The 17,642-nt window shown below is 39.9% G+C and carries 16 protein-coding genes and 1 tRNA gene; 10 read left to right on the top strand and 7 right to left on the bottom strand.

The annotated features are described in order from the left end of the window. Positions 1-38: 38 nt before the first annotated feature. From PSM_RS09170 to PSM_RS09150, 5 genes are all read left to right on the top strand, one after another. Complete coding sequence (locus PSM_RS09170; protein WP_013465241.1) at positions 39-743, top strand: SapC family protein; 705 nt, start codon at positions 39-41, stop codon at positions 741-743. A gap of 124 nt (positions 744-867) precedes the next feature. After that, the gene (locus tag PSM_RS09165; protein ID WP_013465240.1) at positions 868-1,902 is read left to right on the top strand and encodes an isoaspartyl peptidase/L-asparaginase family protein; all 1,035 of its coding nucleotides are present in this window, start codon (positions 868-870) and stop codon (positions 1,900-1,902) included. A 128-nt stretch (positions 1,903-2,030) separates the two neighbouring features. Beyond that, positions 2,031-5,918, top strand: a complete 3,888-nt coding sequence (gene hrpA, locus PSM_RS09160) for an ATP-dependent RNA helicase HrpA (RefSeq protein ID WP_029610014.1) — start codon at positions 2,031-2,033, stop codon at positions 5,916-5,918. A gap of 226 nt (positions 5,919-6,144) precedes the next feature. After that, positions 6,145-6,525 carry a response regulator gene (locus tag PSM_RS09155; protein WP_013465238.1) on the top strand — a complete coding sequence of 127 codons (381 nt, stop codon included), beginning with the start codon at positions 6,145-6,147 and terminating at the stop codon, positions 6,523-6,525. Between the two features lie 8 nt (positions 6,526-6,533). Continuing rightward, positions 6,534-6,830 (top strand): PilZ domain-containing protein, encoded by a 297-nt coding sequence (locus PSM_RS09150; RefSeq protein WP_013465237.1) that lies wholly within the window; start codon positions 6,534-6,536, stop codon positions 6,828-6,830. Positions 6,831-6,839: 9 nt separating this feature from the next. Here the strand turns inward: PSM_RS09150 and PSM_RS09145 are convergent, their stop codons facing one another. Next, positions 6,840-8,030: a class I SAM-dependent methyltransferase gene (locus PSM_RS09145; protein WP_013465236.1), complete on the bottom strand. Its 1,191-nt coding sequence runs from the start codon at positions 8,028-8,030 to the stop codon at positions 6,840-6,842. A 139-nt stretch (positions 8,031-8,169) separates the two neighbouring features. Between PSM_RS09145 and PSM_RS09140 the strand changes: the two genes are divergently transcribed. Both PSM_RS09140 and PSM_RS09135 read left to right on the top strand, forming a co-directional pair. Beyond that, the gene (locus PSM_RS09140; protein WP_013465235.1) at positions 8,170-8,826 is read left to right on the top strand and encodes an HD domain-containing protein; all 657 of its coding nucleotides are present in this window, start codon (positions 8,170-8,172) and stop codon (positions 8,824-8,826) included. Between the two features lie 4 nt (positions 8,827-8,830). Next, the gene (locus PSM_RS09135) at positions 8,831-9,259 is read left to right on the top strand and encodes a VOC family protein (RefSeq protein ID WP_016900414.1); all 429 of its coding nucleotides are present in this window, start codon (positions 8,831-8,833) and stop codon (positions 9,257-9,259) included. A 47-nt stretch (positions 9,260-9,306) separates the two neighbouring features. On the opposite strand, the gene PSM_RS09130 is transcribed toward PSM_RS09135, so the two are convergent. Then, positions 9,307-10,302, bottom strand: a complete 996-nt coding sequence (locus PSM_RS09130) for a response regulator (RefSeq protein WP_013465233.1) — start codon at positions 10,300-10,302, stop codon at positions 9,307-9,309. A 17-nt stretch (positions 10,303-10,319) separates the two neighbouring features. Continuing rightward, a complete protein-coding gene (locus PSM_RS09125; RefSeq protein ID WP_013465232.1) occupies positions 10,320-13,631 on the bottom strand; it encodes a PAS domain S-box protein in 3,312 nt (1,103 codons plus the stop codon). 245 nt (positions 13,632-13,876) lie between these two features. Here PSM_RS09125 and PSM_RS09120 point away from each other — a divergent pair, with 245 nt between their 5' ends. Next, positions 13,877-14,569, top strand: coding sequence for a M48 family metallopeptidase (locus PSM_RS09120; RefSeq protein WP_013465231.1), 693 nt, complete (start codon positions 13,877-13,879; stop codon positions 14,567-14,569). Positions 14,570-14,594: 25 nt separating this feature from the next. On the opposite strand, the gene PSM_RS09115 is transcribed toward PSM_RS09120, so the two are convergent. Beyond that, positions 14,595-14,679: transfer RNA gene (locus PSM_RS09115), tRNA-Tyr, on the bottom strand. 112 nt (positions 14,680-14,791) lie between these two features. Between PSM_RS09115 and PSM_RS09110 the strand changes: the two genes are divergently transcribed. Further along, the gene (locus PSM_RS09110) at positions 14,792-15,319 is read left to right on the top strand and encodes a VC2046/SO_2500 family protein (protein ID WP_013465230.1); all 528 of its coding nucleotides are present in this window, start codon (positions 14,792-14,794) and stop codon (positions 15,317-15,319) included. Between the two features lie 211 nt (positions 15,320-15,530). Then, the gene (locus PSM_RS09105; RefSeq protein ID WP_008113037.1) at positions 15,531-15,833 is read left to right on the top strand and encodes a DUF6172 family protein; all 303 of its coding nucleotides are present in this window, start codon (positions 15,531-15,533) and stop codon (positions 15,831-15,833) included. A gap of 67 nt (positions 15,834-15,900) precedes the next feature. Here PSM_RS09105 and PSM_RS09100 read toward each other — a convergent pair whose 3' ends face one another. The 3 genes from PSM_RS09100 to PSM_RS09090 all read right to left on the bottom strand — a co-directional run bounded on the left by PSM_RS09100 (position 15,901) and on the right by PSM_RS09090 (position 17,635). Beyond that, complete coding sequence (locus PSM_RS09100; RefSeq protein ID WP_013465229.1) at positions 15,901-16,377, bottom strand: YchJ family protein; 477 nt, start codon at positions 16,375-16,377, stop codon at positions 15,901-15,903. Between the two features lie 39 nt (positions 16,378-16,416). Beyond that, positions 16,417-16,851 carry a SulA-like leucine-rich domain-containing protein gene (locus PSM_RS09095; RefSeq protein ID WP_013465228.1) on the bottom strand — a complete coding sequence of 145 codons (435 nt, stop codon included), beginning with the start codon at positions 16,849-16,851 and terminating at the stop codon, positions 16,417-16,419. A gap of 322 nt (positions 16,852-17,173) precedes the next feature. Further along, positions 17,174-17,635: a tetratricopeptide repeat protein gene (locus PSM_RS09090; RefSeq protein ID WP_013465227.1), complete on the bottom strand. Its 462-nt coding sequence runs from the start codon at positions 17,633-17,635 to the stop codon at positions 17,174-17,176. Positions 17,636-17,642: the final 7 nt, after the last annotated feature.

Here is a 17,642-nt window from a genome sequence, read left to right as displayed (position 1 = left end):
TAGTAATAAATCAAATTAATAAATAACGGAGCAGTAACATGGCGGAGCAACAAGTACAGCCTTTACACAACGAAAAACATGCCAACACTAAAATTAAAAATGGCATCAATATCGAATTTATGAAAACTCAACACTTAGTGCCAGTTGTAGCACACGAGTTTGCGCGTATCGCCAATGAGTTTCCAATGTCTTTTGTTAAAAATAACGAAACAGGTACTTTTCAAGCGGTTGCTATGTTTGGCCTAGAGCCAGGTGAAAACTTATTTGTTGATGGCGACAAATGGACAGCAGCATTTGCACCTATGGCAACAACGCGTTACCCATTAGGTTTAGTAAAGCACCCTGAGCAAGATCAATTTGGTATTGTAATTGACGAAGCGAGCTCATTAGTTGGTGAAGAAGAGGGTAATGCATTATTCGAAAACGGTGAAGAAACTGATTACCTTAAGCGTCGTAAAGAAGCGTTAGTATCGTTCATTGAGTTTTCACAAGTCACTGATGCGTTCACTAAATTCCTTGCTGATAAAGAATTACTAGTAGCACAAACGCTAACGGTTGATATTAAAGGCGAGAAAAAAGACATCAACGGTATTTACCTTATCGATGAGAAAAAACTAAATGAGTTAAGCGATGCAGACTTTTTAGAGCTTCGTAAACGCGGTTATTTAGCACCTATCTATTCTTTCTTAACGTCTACTCACCAAGTAGCACGTTTAGCACGTTTAAAAGCGCAACAAGCGTAATTTTTAAACAGAATTTAAAAAGCGCCTCAGGGCGCTTTTTTTATGCCATTAAACTCAGTTCACTTGAAAAACCCCACGTAACCATTCACATTAGTTTTAATCTTAACTAACGAAAGAATGCACAATGAAAAAATCATTATTACTAGGACTGCTTTGCGGTAGTTTAATGAGTGTGAGCTCATCTGCATTGAGTGCGAGCACGCCGTTTGCCATTGCGATTCATGGCGGGGCAGGCACAATCGAAAAAAGTAAATTTACACCTGCTCAAGAGCAAGCTTACCGCGATAAATTAGCTCAAGCTGTTGAGACTGGGTATAAGGTACTTGAACAAGGCGGAGAAAGCCTTGATGCAGTCACAGCAGCCATTGAAGTGTTAGAGCAATCGCCTTATTTTAACGCTGGACGCGGCGCGGTATACACCTATGATGGTAGCCATGAGTTAGATGCTTCTATTATGGATGGTCGTAACCGCCAAGCTGGAGCGGTTTCGGGCATTAAGCACATAGAAAGTCCAATTAAACTTGCCCGTTTAGTGATGGAAAAATCGGTGCATGTGATGTTAAGTGGCCAAGGTGCAGAAGAGTTTGCTAAAGAGCAAGGCGTTAGCTTAGTAGAGAATAATATATTTGATACAAAGCATCGCTATGAAGCTTTATTAAAAGCAAAGGAAAAACTAGAGGCGAGCAAAAGCACCAATAAAGATTATCAAGCAGCGCACAAGGCGTTACCCGCTAATTATAAAATGGGGACTGTGGGTGCGGTGGCACTGGATAAACAAGGTAATTTAGCCGCGGGTACGTCAACTGGCGGAATGACCGCAAAACGTTTTGGCCGTATTGGTGATGCACCAGTTATTGGCGCGGGTACCTTTGCAGAAAACGCCTCGTGTGCAGTATCGGCAACCGGCCATGGCGAATATTTTATTCGTTATAATGTGGCAAGCGATATTTGCGCACGAGTAAAATACCAAGGTAAAACCATTGCCCAAGCCGGGGATGAAGTAATAAATGGGGTGCTTAAACCGATTGGCGGCACAGGCGGTGTTATTATTGTTGATACAAAAGGCAATATTAGCCTGCCGTTTAACACCACAGGCATGTACCGTGCGAGTAAATCGAATACGCAAGCGACTTATGTAGGTATTTTTAGCGACGAATAAGCGTTTTTCTTTAGTGGCTGGAGGTTTATATAATAATCTGCTGATTGTTATGTCCTTTACAGGATTAACCCCAGCCATTTAATTTGCTACAATCGGGGCTCTTTGACTAATTTTTATAAGGTATGCAGGTGGTAAACCTAGGTCAGTTGTTTGGCGAGCTAAAAACGTGCTTAAAAAAAGATCAATTCAGTTTTAAAAAGCGCCTTCATGGCGTAAAAAAAATTACCGACGAGGCAAAACTTACCAGTGCGCTTGAAAAAATTACGGCTGATATCAGTCGCAGTCAATCGCTTCGCGAGCAGCGTTTAGCTGGGCTACCTAACGTTACTTATCCTGAGCAATTACCGGTCAGTCAAAAAAAAGATACCATTAAAGAGGCGATTGCGAATAATCAAGTGGTGATCATTGCTGGTGAAACCGGCTCAGGTAAAACCACACAAATTCCTAAAATGTGTTTAGAGTTAGGCCGTGGGGTTGATGGGTATATAGGCCATACTCAACCTAGACGTTTAGCTGCACGTAGCGTTGCCAATCGTATAGCAGAAGAAATGCAATGCGAGCTTGGTCAGCAAGTGGGTTTTAAAATTCGCTTTAGCGATCAGGTTTCTAATAACAGTTATATAAAACTGATGACCGACGGTATTTTATTAGCTGAAATACAACAAGACCGTTTTTTGAATCAATACGACACCATTATTATTGATGAGGCGCATGAGCGCAGTTTAAACATTGATTTTATTTTAGGTTACCTTAAAAATTTACTTCCTAAACGTCCTGACTTAAAAGTTATTATTACCTCAGCGACCATTGATCCAGAACGTTTTTCTAAGCACTTTGATGATGCGCCAATTATTGAAGTATCAGGCCGGACATTCCCTGTGGATGTACGCTATAACCCCATCAGTGATATCCAAAAAGAAGACATGGAAGCCGAAGGCGACCAGTTACAGGGGATTTTTGATGCGGTCGATGAACTTTGCGCTGAAGGCCCCGGTGATATTCTGATCTTTTTAAACGGTGAGCGAGAAATACGCGATACCGCCGATGCGCTAAGTAAGCGTAATTTAAAACACACCGATATATTACCTTTGTATTCAAGGCTATCGAACGCTGAGCAAAATCGTATTTTTGCGCCGCATTCGCGCCGCCACATTATTCTCTCAACCAACGTGGCTGAAACATCGCTAACGGTGCCAGGTATTCGTTATGTTATTGACCCGGGTACGGCGCGTATTAGTCGTTACAGTTACCGTACAAAGGTTCAACGTTTACCCATAGAGCCTATTTCGCAAGCCAGTGCTAATCAGCGAATGGGGCGTTGTGGACGTGTTGAAGCGGGTATTTGTATTCGCTTGTATTCAGAGGACGATTTTTTATCACGTCCTGAATTTACCGATCCTGAAATATTGCGTACTAACTTAGCGTCAGTTATTTTACAAATGCTGGCATTAGGGTTGGGTGATATGGCGCAATTTCCTTTTGTGCAAGCCCCAGATAGCCGCAACATTAACGATGGTTTAACACTGCTTGAAGAGTTAGAAGCGGTAAAAGAAGCTAAACGTCATCAAAAAACCAGTTTAACGCAATCTGGTCGAGAGCTGAGTCGTTTGCCAGTGGATCCGCGTTTAGCAAAAATGGTGCTGACTGCGCATAAGCTGGGTGCATTGCGTGAGGTGATTATTATTGTTGCTGCGCTCTCAATTCAAGACCCACGAGAACGACCACAAGAAAAACGCCAGGCAGCGAATGAAAAACACGGTCGCTTTGACGATCCAGACTCTGACTTTATCGCCTTTTTAAACTTGTGGAATTACCTCGAAGAGCAGCAAAGTGAGCTGACCAATAGCCAGTTTAGAAAGCTATGTCAAAAAGACTTTTTAGCGTATATGCGTATTCGTGAATGGCAAGACATCGTTTATCAAATCAGCACTGTGTGCAATGAAATGAAAATGAAAGCCACCACGAATGTTGCAGACAGCGAGCTTATTCACAAAGCACTGTTAAGTGGCATGCTCAGTCATATCGGTTTTAAAGACGAAAAGCAGCTGTATAAAGGCGCACGTAATAGCCAATTTCATATTTTTCCAGGATCAGGCTTGTTTAAAAAGAGCCCCAAGTGGATGATGTCGGCTGAATTGGTAGAAACCAGTAAACTCTATGCCCGTATTAATGCCAAAATAGATGTGAACTGGGTAGAACCGTTTGCTCAACATTTGGTAAAACGAAGCTATACAGAGCCACACTGGGAGAAAAAGCCCGGTGCAGTCATTGCCTTTGAGCAACAAACACTTTACGGCCTGCTTATCGTTAATAAACGCCGGTGTGTGTATAGCAAGATTGATCCTAAAGTAAGCCGCGAATTATTTATCCGCTCGGCGCTGGTTGAACAAGAGCTTGGATTAAATGAAGCATTTTTAGCGTATAACCGCGAATTAATTGAAGATATTCAAGTGCTCGAGAACAAGTCTCGTAGACGCGATATTTTAGTTGATGAGCAAACCTTGTTTGAGTTTTACGAGAAGAAAATACCCAGCGATATTAACAATCGTGCTGCGTTTATTAAGTGGTATAAAACACAAAAACAACAAGACAAACACTACCTGCACATGACGCGCGAAGAGCTCATGCAACATGGCGCCAGCAGCATTACCGAATTTGACTACCCAGATACATGGCAGCAAGATAATTTGATGCTGCCGCTTACCTATCACTTTGATCCAGGCCAAGCGGTTGATGGCGTTGCCGTACAAATACCCGTTGCACTGTTAAACCAAGTGCAAGAAAGTGGCTTTGATTGGCATATACCGGCATTTCGTCATGAGTTAATTTGTGGGTTAATTAAATCATTACCAAAGTCATTGCGTCGTAACTTTGTTCCTGCGCCCAATTATGCCGATGCGGTGTTAGCGGCTATAGAGCCATTACAAGGCTCGTTAATCGACTCGCTAAGCAATCGATTACTACGTATGACCGGCGTCCGTGTAGAGCCTGAGGCGTGGGATTTAACTGCGCTTGCTCCGCATTTACGGCTACAATTTGAAGTGCGCGATGAACACGACAAGCTACTGGCACGTGGACTCGATTTAGCTAAACTTAAAGCGCAGCTACAAGGCAAGGTCACCGACACCTTATCTAAAGTCGCCGACAAAGGCATAGAAAAAACCGATTTAACACAGTGGGATTTTGGAGAGTTACCAACATCCTATGTGAAAAAGCAAGGTCAGTACGAAATTAAAGCGTACCCTGCGCTGGTGGATAAAAAATCAACGGCGGCAGTGGAGTTATTCGATAACGAAATTAAAGCGCAATTAGCGCACCAGCAGGGGTTGCGTCGTTTAGTGTTATTAAACGTGCCATCACCCATTAAATACCTGCAGCAAAATTTACCAAACAAGGCTAAGCTAGGGTTGTACTTTAATCCTTTTGGTAAAATTGCCGATTTAATAGATGATTGCATTGCATCGGGTGTTGATAGCCTATTAGTTAAATATGGTGATATTCGTACAAGTGATGCATTTGAAGCGGTTAAAGAGCATATTCGCGGCGAATTAGGCGACACCGTAGTAGCAATTGCAACCCAAGTAGAGCAAGTACTGAGTATTGCTCATGCGCTGCATAAAAAAATGAAAGGGCGAGTAGATTTAACCATGATCACTGCCCATGGCGATATTAAATCTCAGTTAGAATCGCTTATTTTTAAAGGTTTTGTGAGCCAGCATGGGGCGGATAAGCTCGGCGATTTAATTCGTTACTTAAAAGCGATTCAAAAACGACTAGAAAAGCTACCCGTTGACCCAAATCGTGATAGATTATGTGTGCTAGAGCTTGAAAAAGTGGCGCAAGAATATAAAAAACTGACGAATAAAACCCCTAAAGGAATGCCATTGCCTGACGATGTTGAGGCTATTTTTTGGATGCAGCAAGAATTACGCGTATCCTTATTTGCGCAAACCTTAGGTACACCTTATCCAATTTCAGCGAAACGTGTGTTAAATGCGATAAAAGAAATTGAATAATCCCTTTATTCGCTATTAAGCTAGGGTGTGTTGACCTTTGCGGATTAAAATTTGTTCAAACTAAGGGCGTTTTAATCACGGCGCGAGGTATGTAACCTAGTGTGCTAAGTAAAAACCACACCACATAGGCTCTGCCTTGCCTAAATACCAAACAGGCTACTGCAAATTCAACCTTGAACGGTCAACAGACCCTAAGGGACTAACTTGAGAAGGAAATGACATTGCTATGTCCTCATTACTAAAACACCAAGCGCGACAATTGTTAGTGGTTGATGATGAGTATTTCAATTTTGAAATACTCAAAGCAGGGTTAGCATCAACATTTGATTTAAGCTATGCTGATTCTGGTAAAAGTTGTTTAGCATCTGCCATTGCTAATCCGCCTGATATTATTTTGCTTGATGTATGTATGCCGGGGCTTGATGGTTATGATACCTGTCGCATACTTAAACATACGCCAGAGACAAAACACATTCCGGTGGTGATGATATCAGGACTTGAGTCAGAGCTTGAGCAACAAGCAGGCTTTGACTCAGGGTGTGATGCTTACGTTGTAAAACCTTTTTCTATCGCCGTACTACGAGAAAAAATTAATAATATTGTGTAGAGGGAATTATGTTTACTGAAGATAAGCGAAACTACAGACGTATGCAGGTTAACACACCCGCTAAGTTAACCTCGATTGAGCCCGTCGCAGGACTAAGTTACACAGGCACCTGCCTTGACTTAAGTGCAACAGGGCTCTCCTTGCAGCTCGATGATTTATTAGAGCTTAACTCAATTTTATCGGTTGATATTGCATCAACCCATCCAAGCATTGCACCGTTAAAAGCCACTGCAAAGGTGATACGTGCCAGTACAGAAGAGGATGGCACGATAACCGCAGGGCTAGAAATTATTGAGTTTAACTAAAATTAGTGTTTAGTAAACCTTACAAATAAGGCCTTTAAGATAAAAGCCTTCAGGGTAGCTGCCCGCAATAGGGTGGTCAGCTGCTTGATTTAATCGCTCCATGATCAGCAAATCTTTACCTGCATCAAGTGCTGCATCTGCAACCACTTTTTGAAACAAATTTTGTTCCATTAAACCAGAGCATGAGAAAGTAAGCAGTGTGCCGCCTGGTTTTAATATTTGCATCGCAATCATATTAATATCTTTGTAACCCCGACATGCCCCAGTTAACTGCGCTTTATTATCAGCAAATTTAGGCGGATCCATCACAATCGTATCAAACATCACGCCGTCTTCACGGTATTGGCGCAATAACTTAAATACATCTTGTTTTACAAAGTCGACTTTATTTAAATCAAGGTTGTTATGTTCAACATTGCGCTTTGCTGTATCCAGAGCTGGTTGTGAAACATCGACATTGGTTACATGCTTACAGCCACCACGCAGGGCATAAAGAGAAAACGTCCCCGTATAACTAAAGCAATTTAATACGGTTTTATCTTTTGAAAAACGCTCCAGCGCAGCACGGCTATCACGTTGATCTAAATAAAAGCCGGTTTTATGGCCTTCAAGAATATCAACTTCAATTTTTAAACCATTTTCTTCAATGATAACTGGCGCTGTGGGTTCATTACCCCAAAGCACTCCTTTAATTGGCTCCAAGCCTTCTTTAGTGCGCACATCTACATCTGAGCGCTCATAAATATTAGAGCCTGGGAAAATAGCCATTAATGCACCAACAATTTCACCTTTGTGGCGCTCAGCACCGGCACTGAGTAACTGACAAACCAAGGTGTTATCAAATTTATCTATGGTAACACCCGGTAAATAATCTGATTCAGCGGCGCAAAGCCTAAAACCGGTCAGTCCACCTTCTTCAATCGCATGGCTGCGAGCTTCTAAAGCACGACGTAGGCGACGCTCGAAAAAATGTTGATCTATGACTTCTTTTTCATCAAAGCTCCAAACACGCGCGCGAATTTGTGAATGCGGGCTGTAAGCCGCGGTGGCTAAAAACTTACCTTCACTGTCGTGTATGGTTACCGTGTCACCTAATCCAGGTTTACCTTTAATTTTTTTGATGGCTTTAGAAAATAACCAAGGGTGTTTTCTTTTTAATGATTTATCGCGACCAGCTTGCAGGTAAACGGCAGATGACATAGGGCTTCTCTGTAGTAATAAATAAGCGCTGTATTTTAGTCAAGCCACGCGCAACATACAATGAATGTTTTGCAAGGGCCTTATAAATCGCGTTAAAGTAGGGGATATTACCTCGTTTAAATAGATTTTTGGAAGCTCGGTGAACAATTTAGCCCTTAGCCCTTCATTAAAGCAACTTGATCAGCAATGCAGAGAATTTATAACATCCTTAGTACATGCCGATGTAGCCCATGATATTACCCATATTGAACGGGTAGTACGTGTTGCAGTTAAATTATGCACTGCTGAAAAAGCCAATATGAATGTTGTTTTACCTGCTGCGTGGTTACATGATTGTGTGGCCGTAGCAAAAAACCATCCCGATAGGGCAAAAGCTTCAACGATGGCTGCCGATAAAGCGATTAGTTTTTTAGCGTCTATTGGCTATGATGAAGCGCTATTTGATGATATTCACCACGCCATAGCCGCGCATAGTTTTAGCGCCAATATTGCTATTAAAACCGTTGAAGCACAGATTGTACAAGATGCTGACAGAATGGATGCCTTAGGGGCTATTGGTGTTAGTCGTTGTATGAAAGTGGGGGGCTCAATAAGCCGACTTTTGTACAATCCTAATGATCCATTTTGTTTAGAGCGTGAACCTGATGATAAACAGTACACCTTAGATCATTTTTTTATAAAGTTGCTGCATATTGCAAAAAGTATGAATACACCTTCAGCTAAAGCTGAAGCACTTAGAAGAACAGATTATATGTATGACTTTTTAGAGCAGTTAAAATCTGAAATTGGAGGGTAAGACAGTGAGGCCAAAATTGAGCGGTATTGATCATTGTCATTTAAATGTTCAAAGCCTCACCCAAGCCGTTGATTGGTATGAAAAGGTGCTTGGTTTTACTGTAGTAAAGGAATTAGCATTTTGGAATGAAGAAGGCAAAGGCCCTTTAACGCTTGAAGATGAAAACGGATCGACACGTTTAGCTTTATTTGAGGCGCCAGGGCGAAGTAAAGGAATCGCTTTTGCTGCAACCGGTGAGCAATTTATAGCGTGGTTAGCACATTTTGAGCAGCTTGAAATTAAAACGATACTGGCTGATCATGGCGTGACTTTTTCTATGTATTTTAAAGATAACAGTGGCAATAGCCATGAGATCACTTCCCATGACTACCGCATTATAAAACAGCATTTTCCAGCTGTAGCGTTAGGCTCTCACAATGCCAAAAGGGGCTAGGTCCTGTTGAACTTTGCGCAGTAATATTTGTTCAAAAAAGAGACGATTTAATCGCGTTCTTGATGAGCCTTTTTTATCGCTAAAACAGCGTCTATTTTGCTAATAAAAAGATCAACCAGCTGAGGGTCAAAGTGTTTTCCTGCTTGTTGTTGCATATGCTCTAGTGTTTGCTCAATGCTCCAAGGCTCTTTATAAGGACGTTTTGATGTAAGTGCATCAAATACATCAGCAATCGCTACAATCCGCCCCTCAATGGAGATTTCCTCGCCTTTTAACCCATTAGGATAACCTGTGCCATCCCATTTTTCATGATGTTCAATAGCCAACACATGGGCAAGTTGCAGTAAGGGGGAAGGTGAGTTAGCCAATATTTTAGCCCCTATAGCGGCATGCTCTTTCATGTGTGCAAATTCGTCAGGGGTTAATTTGCCAGGTTTTAACAGTATCGAATCAGGAATACCTATTTTTCCGACATCGTGCATTGGCGCAGCTTGGCGTAATAATTCTGCGTGTTGTTCGTTCATTCCCAACGCTAAAGCAAGTACTTTGCTGTATTGGCTCATTCGTGCAATATGCTCACCCGTATCGGTATCTTTATACTCTGCCGCGCGACCCAATCGCTCAACTAAATCTACATGTGCTTGTTTTAGTTGCTCGGCTTGTACTAAAGAAAGATGAGTTTTTACCCTTGCCTTTACAATCGCAGGGCTAATAGGTTTGGTTATATAGTCAACCGCACCTAGCGAAAACCCTTCCGATTCATCTTGTTCTTGCGTGAGGGCGGTGACAAAAATGACCGGAATGTGTGCGGTTTTAGGATTAGCTTTTAAAATTTTGCACACTTCAAAGCCATTCATATCTGGCATCATTACATCAAGTAAAATGAGTTTTGGCGGATCGTTTTCTATTAATTGCAGTGCCACAGCCCCCGATTTAGCAAACGATAAACGGTAGTTACTCGCTAAGACCTCGCGCATTACTTTTAAATTTGCAGGTTCATCATCGACGATTAATATTCGCGCCTGACTTATCGATTGATCCATCGTCATCCTCAGAAGAGCTAGTTATTGAGTGTTGTTAATAATGCGTTGAGCTGTGTTTGTGCATTATCAAATTCAAAGTCATTAAACTGCTCATAAATATTCAAAATAGCAGCTTTGTGTTGTTCGGGTGTTATTCTTTCAATATAACTTAATAACGTATCATCCAACTCTGCTCGTTTAGCTTGGCTGAGTAAAAGCGTTAATTGGTGAATAAATTCAGCATCTGACACGGTTTCTTTTTGTAATTCATTCTCTTTAAAAGCAATGTGTAAGTGTGATAATTCATCTGCTAGCTGCTGCCATTCTTGCTGACATTTTAATATGCACTGAGTATAACTGGCTATATCACGTTGTTTTTCAGCTTGCGCAATTAAGTAAGATAAATTATTGAGCGCTAAATTACCGGCAAGACCTTTTAAATTATGCAAAATATGAGCATTATGCTTATCGTTTAGCTTAGTGGTCGCCAAAGTTAGCATACTATTTTGATGCTGAGCTAAAAAGAGTACAACCTCTTTGAGATGTTTCTCTTTGCTGCCCCACATTTTTTCGCCTTTATTAAAATCTATACGAAGTTTTGAATCTATTGGATCGTTAGTTACTAACTGGCTGATAGTAAGCCCAAGCACCCGTGCTATTTCTTGGTTGAGTTGGTTTATGTCAACGGGTTTCGTTGTAAAACCATTCATACCCGCTTGTTTGGCTGTTAGCTTATCTTGCTGTAGCACACTGGCCGTTAAGGCAATTATTGGCGTGTGCTTTAGTTTTTTTTGCTGCTCTAAAGAGCGAATTGATGCTGTGGCACTGATCCCATCACATTTAGGCATATGAATATCCATTAGGATAATATCAAAGCGATGCTGATTAAACATGTCAATGGCCTCAAAACCATTATTTGCTTTACTTACCTGATGGCCTGCTTGGGAAAGCATAATAGTGAGTAGTTCGATATTTTGTTCAATATCATCCACCACTAAGATTTTTAATGGGGGTAAGCTAAATGCATTTTTACTAATGGCTTGCACCTGACTTTTTTCGCCTGGCTCAAGCCCAACAGTAAAGGAAAAACAGCTACCTTGACCAAGGGTACTTTGTGCATATATTTTGCCGCCCATTAATTCAACCAGCTGCTTACTAATTGTTGTGCCAAGCCCTGTGCCACCAAATCGGCGTGTTGTGGTGCCATCTGCTTGCTCAAAGGGTTTAAAAATAGCCTCAAGGCGACCTTTTTCGATACCTATACCACTATCTTGTACTTCAAATAAAATGGGTTGATTGGGTTTATGAGTAACCGAAACAGTAACATGGCCTTGCTCAGTAAACTTTATCGCATTGCCGATTAAATTGGTTAGCACTTGGCGTAAACGCGTATCATCACCAAAATAAAATGGATTTACATTGTCAGCTATTTTTAAAATAAGCTGTAAGTCTTTGCGTTTTGCATCAAGCCAAAATGTCGACACAATATTATCGAGCAATTCTTGCAAGTTAAAATGTACTTTTTGAATTTCGAGTTTACCTTTCTCTAGCTTTGCTGAGTCAAGGATATCGTTGAGTAAATGCAATAAAGAACGCGCAGCGTTATTAACGGTAATAATTTGTTTTTGTTGTTCTTTATTAAGCGGACTATCCATTAAAATATCACTAAAGCCAATAATTGCATTCATGGGGGTACGTATCTCATGGCTCATATTTGCCATAAAAGACTGTTTAGCTTGCGCGGCTGCTTCAGCCTCGTATTTAGCTTGCTTTAAGCTTTGCTCATATTCATGGCGCTTGGTTATATCAACTAAAACGCCATCAACCCAGCGTGTATCATCTTTAGAGTTAGTGATAATACTTGCTTGATCAAGTACCCAAATAATATTGCCGTTGCGATGGCGAATGCGATACTCAATTGAGTATTGACTGGTCGATGCAACTGCTTGATCAATCGCTAAAGAAATAGCCGCTTCATCTTCTTTAACAATAAGCTCGGCAAAGGTAATACGCTGCTCAGTAAATTCTTCAGCGCGATAACCCGTTAGTTCATAGACGCTAGGGCTGATAAACAACATACTCCAGTGTTCATCTAACAAGCAGCGAAATACCACACCGGGCATATTGTTCATCAAGGTACGGTATTGTCGCTCTTTTTCAATTAAGCTTTGTTGTAACGCTCTTTGCTCAGTTAAATCGGTAATAAAGCCCACAAACAATGTTTCAGTTTGTAATTGCTTTACTTCACCAATCCCTAAGCGAATTGGAAATTGATGACCATTTTTATGTTTTGCCCACACATCGCGATTAACACCAATAACACGTTTTACCTCATGGTTTGTTGTATTTTTTAAAAAAGCATCGTGTTGATTAGCAATATCATCAGCCATTAATATTTTTACATTCTGGCCAATGACCTCATTATCTTGCCAGCCAAAAATTGTTTCTGCGGCTTTATTAAAGCTCAAAATAGTGCCTTTAATATTGATAGTAACGATGCCGTCAATGGCAGTTGATAAAATAGCATCAAGGCGAGACTCTTCAGCTGATTTTTTCCCCAACAGCATTCTGTAACGGATCATGCCATTGATGATCACAACCACCGCTGTTAATAAAAGCGTGGCGAACGACACACTAATAGCAATAAAGGTTAGATGTGATTGGTTTGTTTGCTCGTTAATTATCGGGCTTGTTGCAATAAATCGCGTAGCAGCCATGCCCATATAATGCATACCAGCCACGGCAAGGCCAAGAATAAGGGCACAAATAATACGATTATGCACAGGCGTTAATTTTTTAAAGTGTGCTGGTAAATGAAAACGTGTATAGAGACTTATAAAAGACAGCAGCACTGCAACAACAATTGAAGCGCCAAACCATATTGGATCATAACGAAGTAAAGGACTTAATTGCATCGCGGCCATACCGCTGTAATGCATGGTGCCAACACCCGCGCCAAATAAAAGAGAGCTTAGAATTAAATTGATAATACGAGGCTTAGAGCTATATGTTTTCAAACAAGAAAAAGCAATGGTACATGCCAGTAAAGCCGGTATAAACGACACAAAAGTGAGTGTGGGATCGTATTCAATTGTAGTGCACAAAGAAAATGCCAGCATAGCAATAAAGTGCATGCTCCAGACCCCTCCGGCAAGGACTAAGGCTGCGGTTATATTGGCTAACTTTCGATAAGATTTAAAATGTGTATTATTTGCTAAATCGATAACGTGCAAAGAAAAATAAGCTGCAAAAATTGCGGTGAGTATAGATAGTGTCACTAAACTTGGGTCGTATACACCATTAATAATTAGGCTTGGATCTGGTTCGTTTATAAAAAAATTAGCTAACATCAATCATTCACATAATAACTCTTAAATTCAGTCTAATATAAAATACAATAATAATCACAAGGTATTGAGTTATAAATTACAAAAGTAACGTAAGTGTTTTAAGCTCTAAACCATACTATTTATTGAGTAGCACTAAATCCATTGTTATTAAAATGGCATTTAGTAGGGATTATTTATAGATTAGCCGTTATGGTACAAGGTAAAATAAAACCCAGTGGTTAATTATAAATAGGCAGCATTCATTGTTGGATTACACTTTAAAGCGAAGTAAGCGAAGAAAAACAGTGGCTATCAAAGTCGCACAACGTGAGCTTACGGTATATGCGCCCCATTTTGTAACGAAAACACAAATTAATGAATGGCTGTTAAGTAAACAGGACTGGATTGATGCTCAGTTACATAAGCAACAAATTCAAGCCGATACACGACAGTTTCCACTCAAAACCCAGAGTATTAAATTATTTAATGAAGCTGTAAATGTGCAATTTGAAAACGCAGCACGCACTCAATGGCAGCAGCACAATGAAAGCCAAACGCTGTTACTGAGTATTTCTTCACGTGTAAAGCATCAAACGCAAATGTATCAAAGTTTGCTAGAGCAGTTTTTGCATGAGAAATTAGAAAGTTATATTGAAATGCGAGTTAACGATTATTGTCAGCTGATGGGTGAAAAGCTACCGAGTAATATTCGTATTCAATTGTATAAACGTCGCTGGGGTAGTTGTAATCGCAGGCGTGAACTAACCTTCAACTTACACTTGGCAAGTGCACCGACATGGGTCATTGACTACGTGATTGTTCATGAATTAGCACATTTAAAATATTTAAATCACAGCGCTCAATTTTGGCAACGTGTGGGATTATTTTATTCAGATTATAAACAAGCAAGTAACTGGTTAAACAATCATGGTATGAGTTTACAGTGGGTATTTGAATAAAAAGAAATAAGGTAGAGAAGAGAAGTGGTGGAGGGAGCTGGATTCGAACCAGCGAAGGCTGAGCCGTCAGATTTACAGTCTGATCCCTTTGGCCGCTCGGGAACCCCTCCAATGCAACGCGGCAGATAATAGCAAACTTCTTATTTAAGTAAAGAAAAAAGCTAAAGAAAATTCAAATTTAGCCGATAAATACTTATTAATTAGTTAAATAGGCTAAAGTCTATGCAGATTGGTGATTTGTTAATCACGGAGAGCCAGTTAAAAACAAGGCTTAACGAAAGTGTGCACGAAAACCGCCGAGGCGAGTTTGCACTTTTATTAGCAATGCTCTCTCACGATGCACTCGATTTTAGTGAATTCCACCTACCCAAAAGTGACACTAAGCATTATCAAGCTAATGAAGATGCTCTGCGTAAACAATTTGGCGCAGGTCCAAAGCAGCCATTAGCGCCAGATACCTTTAATATGTTAATTGGTAAAAATAACACAGAGCTTTTAGCAAAAATGGGAAGCGCTGTAGGGATGAGTGATATAAAGTTAACTCAGTGCTTAAAGCCTGAGCCATTTAATATTCGTGATGATAAAAACCACATTCCACTGACTGTCATTGATAACTGTGAATTAGCGGTACGTCGACGAATCCAAAATACCAACATCGAGTTATCAAACCCTCAAATGGATGCGGTGACATTTTATGATGATTTACAAAATGAAGCTATCCACCAGCCATTACATTTGTTTAGTGCCTAATTATATGTGTTCAATTGCTGCTTTATACATGCCATTTGATTGTAATAAACTGTGTTTATAGTAGTAAGTAACTATTGGTTTTATAGGTGCTTTATTTTAATAACTGATTTAATATAAAAAAGCATCCAAAATTTAAATGCAATTGCTATAATGGCGCAAATGGTATGACATTAAATGCCATTATCATTAAACCAAGGTAATTAGGAACGTAATGAAGAAAACATTCACGCTGAATCATGAGAAAATCAAATACCCTCGTATGGTTGATGCTGCAAAGCATGAAGTGAAAAAATATTTGAAAAGAGAACGTAATAAAACTTTACCTGTTGATGCCGACTACTGGGCATTTGATTGTAAGTTTGGTAACACGGCTGAAGAAGCCCAAGTGGTTCACGTTGCTGAAATTAACAATCACATCAGTGAAATTGAAAAGCAAGGTTTAACTTCTTTTTACTTAGAGATTTTAGCAAGACCTGCACAGCGTCAAGATTTCGATGAAGATGATGGCGAGTAAAACGCTAATTTGCGTTTAGTGTAGTTTTTGAAAATGGGCCTTGTGGCCCATTTTTTGTAGATGAAGTTTATACACTATGACATTTTTTGTATTTTTTATTACTGCCACAAGGGCACGTATCATTACGTTTTACTTTAATATCGGCAACCGGTGTAATCTCACCATCAAGGTATCGCCATTGTCCATCTTCTTTAATAAACCTTGAATTTTCTGCCAACTCGCAATATAAATCTTGATAAAAGTAGTGAGCTTTAAATGTAACAAATCCTGTTTCATCATTATAACCAGAGTCTAATACGGCTAAGTTTATAAAACGGCAACTATTTGCAAAATCTTTAATTTCTGAAATTGAATTTTCAGTTTGTTTTTCTTTTGCATAACTTTCACGAACAAAAACCGCGTTTTTAACAGCATAAGCACTGTAGCGTGCACGCATAAGTTGCTCTGGTGTGTGTGGCTGTTTGGTTTTTAAATGAAAAGGCTCGCAGCAATCAGCATAAGGTTGCTGACTGCCACAAAAACATAATAGGGCGTTAGAAGTCATGATAAATGTACTGTGTATTAAAACGCTAGTTTATCAAGCTTATTGCGTAAGTGAAATCTCAGAATGAGCGCTTTTTTTGCTAAAGCAATACAACTTAGTGCGCGTATGGCTCAAGTTTAATGATAACTGCGACAGTTGTTGGTTATTTATTATGTCAGTCCAGGTGATCACCGCGGCAAAATTTCCATTGTGAAGTGCAGAACTTAAAACATACTCTAAATTAACTAAATGCTTTTGACGAATAACCAGTAATTTACTGGTATCAATTGAGCATGAATCAAGTAGCGCTTTGCTCGGTACGTTATCTGGTGCTATTAACAGTGTCCATGCGTTTAGGCTGTTGTATTGGTGTAATACTTTTAATAACTCAAACGTTGCTGAAATTTCATCTTCAATTTGTACAACGTTAACACAATCTGATTGGTCATCTTGCTGGTAGCTTTTAACTGTTCTTACGGTAATTGGCTGTAACATAATCTTCTCACTCACTGGGTTTTTATACAGTACATTCATACAGTAGTTTATACAGTTGTTTGGTGCAAGTGTTTTTTGCTATTTTTTTGTACAGTTATTCATCTTAAAACGCGACAGTTACTATAAATATATAAATAATCTATATATAACAATGGTTTAATTTTTATTGAAAGTTAATGCCCACAGAATTAATTTTAAGGCTGGGAGCAAATAAATACAGATGAACAGGGGGTATACAGTAGTTTAAATTAATTAAGCGTGCTTGTTTTGGCTATAAACGCTTAATTAATTTACAGATGAAATGAGTTTTAGGGCAGTGAAATTATTTTTCGCTACTAGAGGGGATCAAATGTGAAAATTGTAACTGGTGAATTTGTTCATACAGGCTGGCTGCGTAGCATTGAGCATCTTTAAGTCGTTTGGTACTAATATGTTTTCGTATATCGCTCATTGCTTCTATGGCGGGTTCATAGCCTTGACTACTGGCTAAGCTAAGCCACGCAGCACCATGAAATACACTTTGCGGCACACCTTGTCCTTTTATAAAAAACAGCCCTAAATAAAACTGCGCGCGATAATTTCCTGCCATTGCTGCCAAACGCATCCATTTTGCGGCTAAGGCGCCTTGTTCATTTTTAAGGTAATAAAGGGCTTTATTTAATGTGTCTTGATCGGTGTTTTTAGAGCTCGCAGGGAGATTTGCATCGCTTGGTTGCGTTACAAAAGAAAGAATGTTGTCTAATTGTTGCTCTAAGTCTTGGCCACTTGGTGTCGTTTTGATCATGCTACTT

It is taken from the genome of Pseudoalteromonas sp. SM9913, from assembly GCF_000184065.1.
Classification (GTDB): Bacteria; Pseudomonadota; Gammaproteobacteria; order Enterobacterales; family Alteromonadaceae; genus Pseudoalteromonas; species Pseudoalteromonas tetraodonis.
This window is presented reverse-complemented; position numbering and strand designations above follow the sequence as displayed.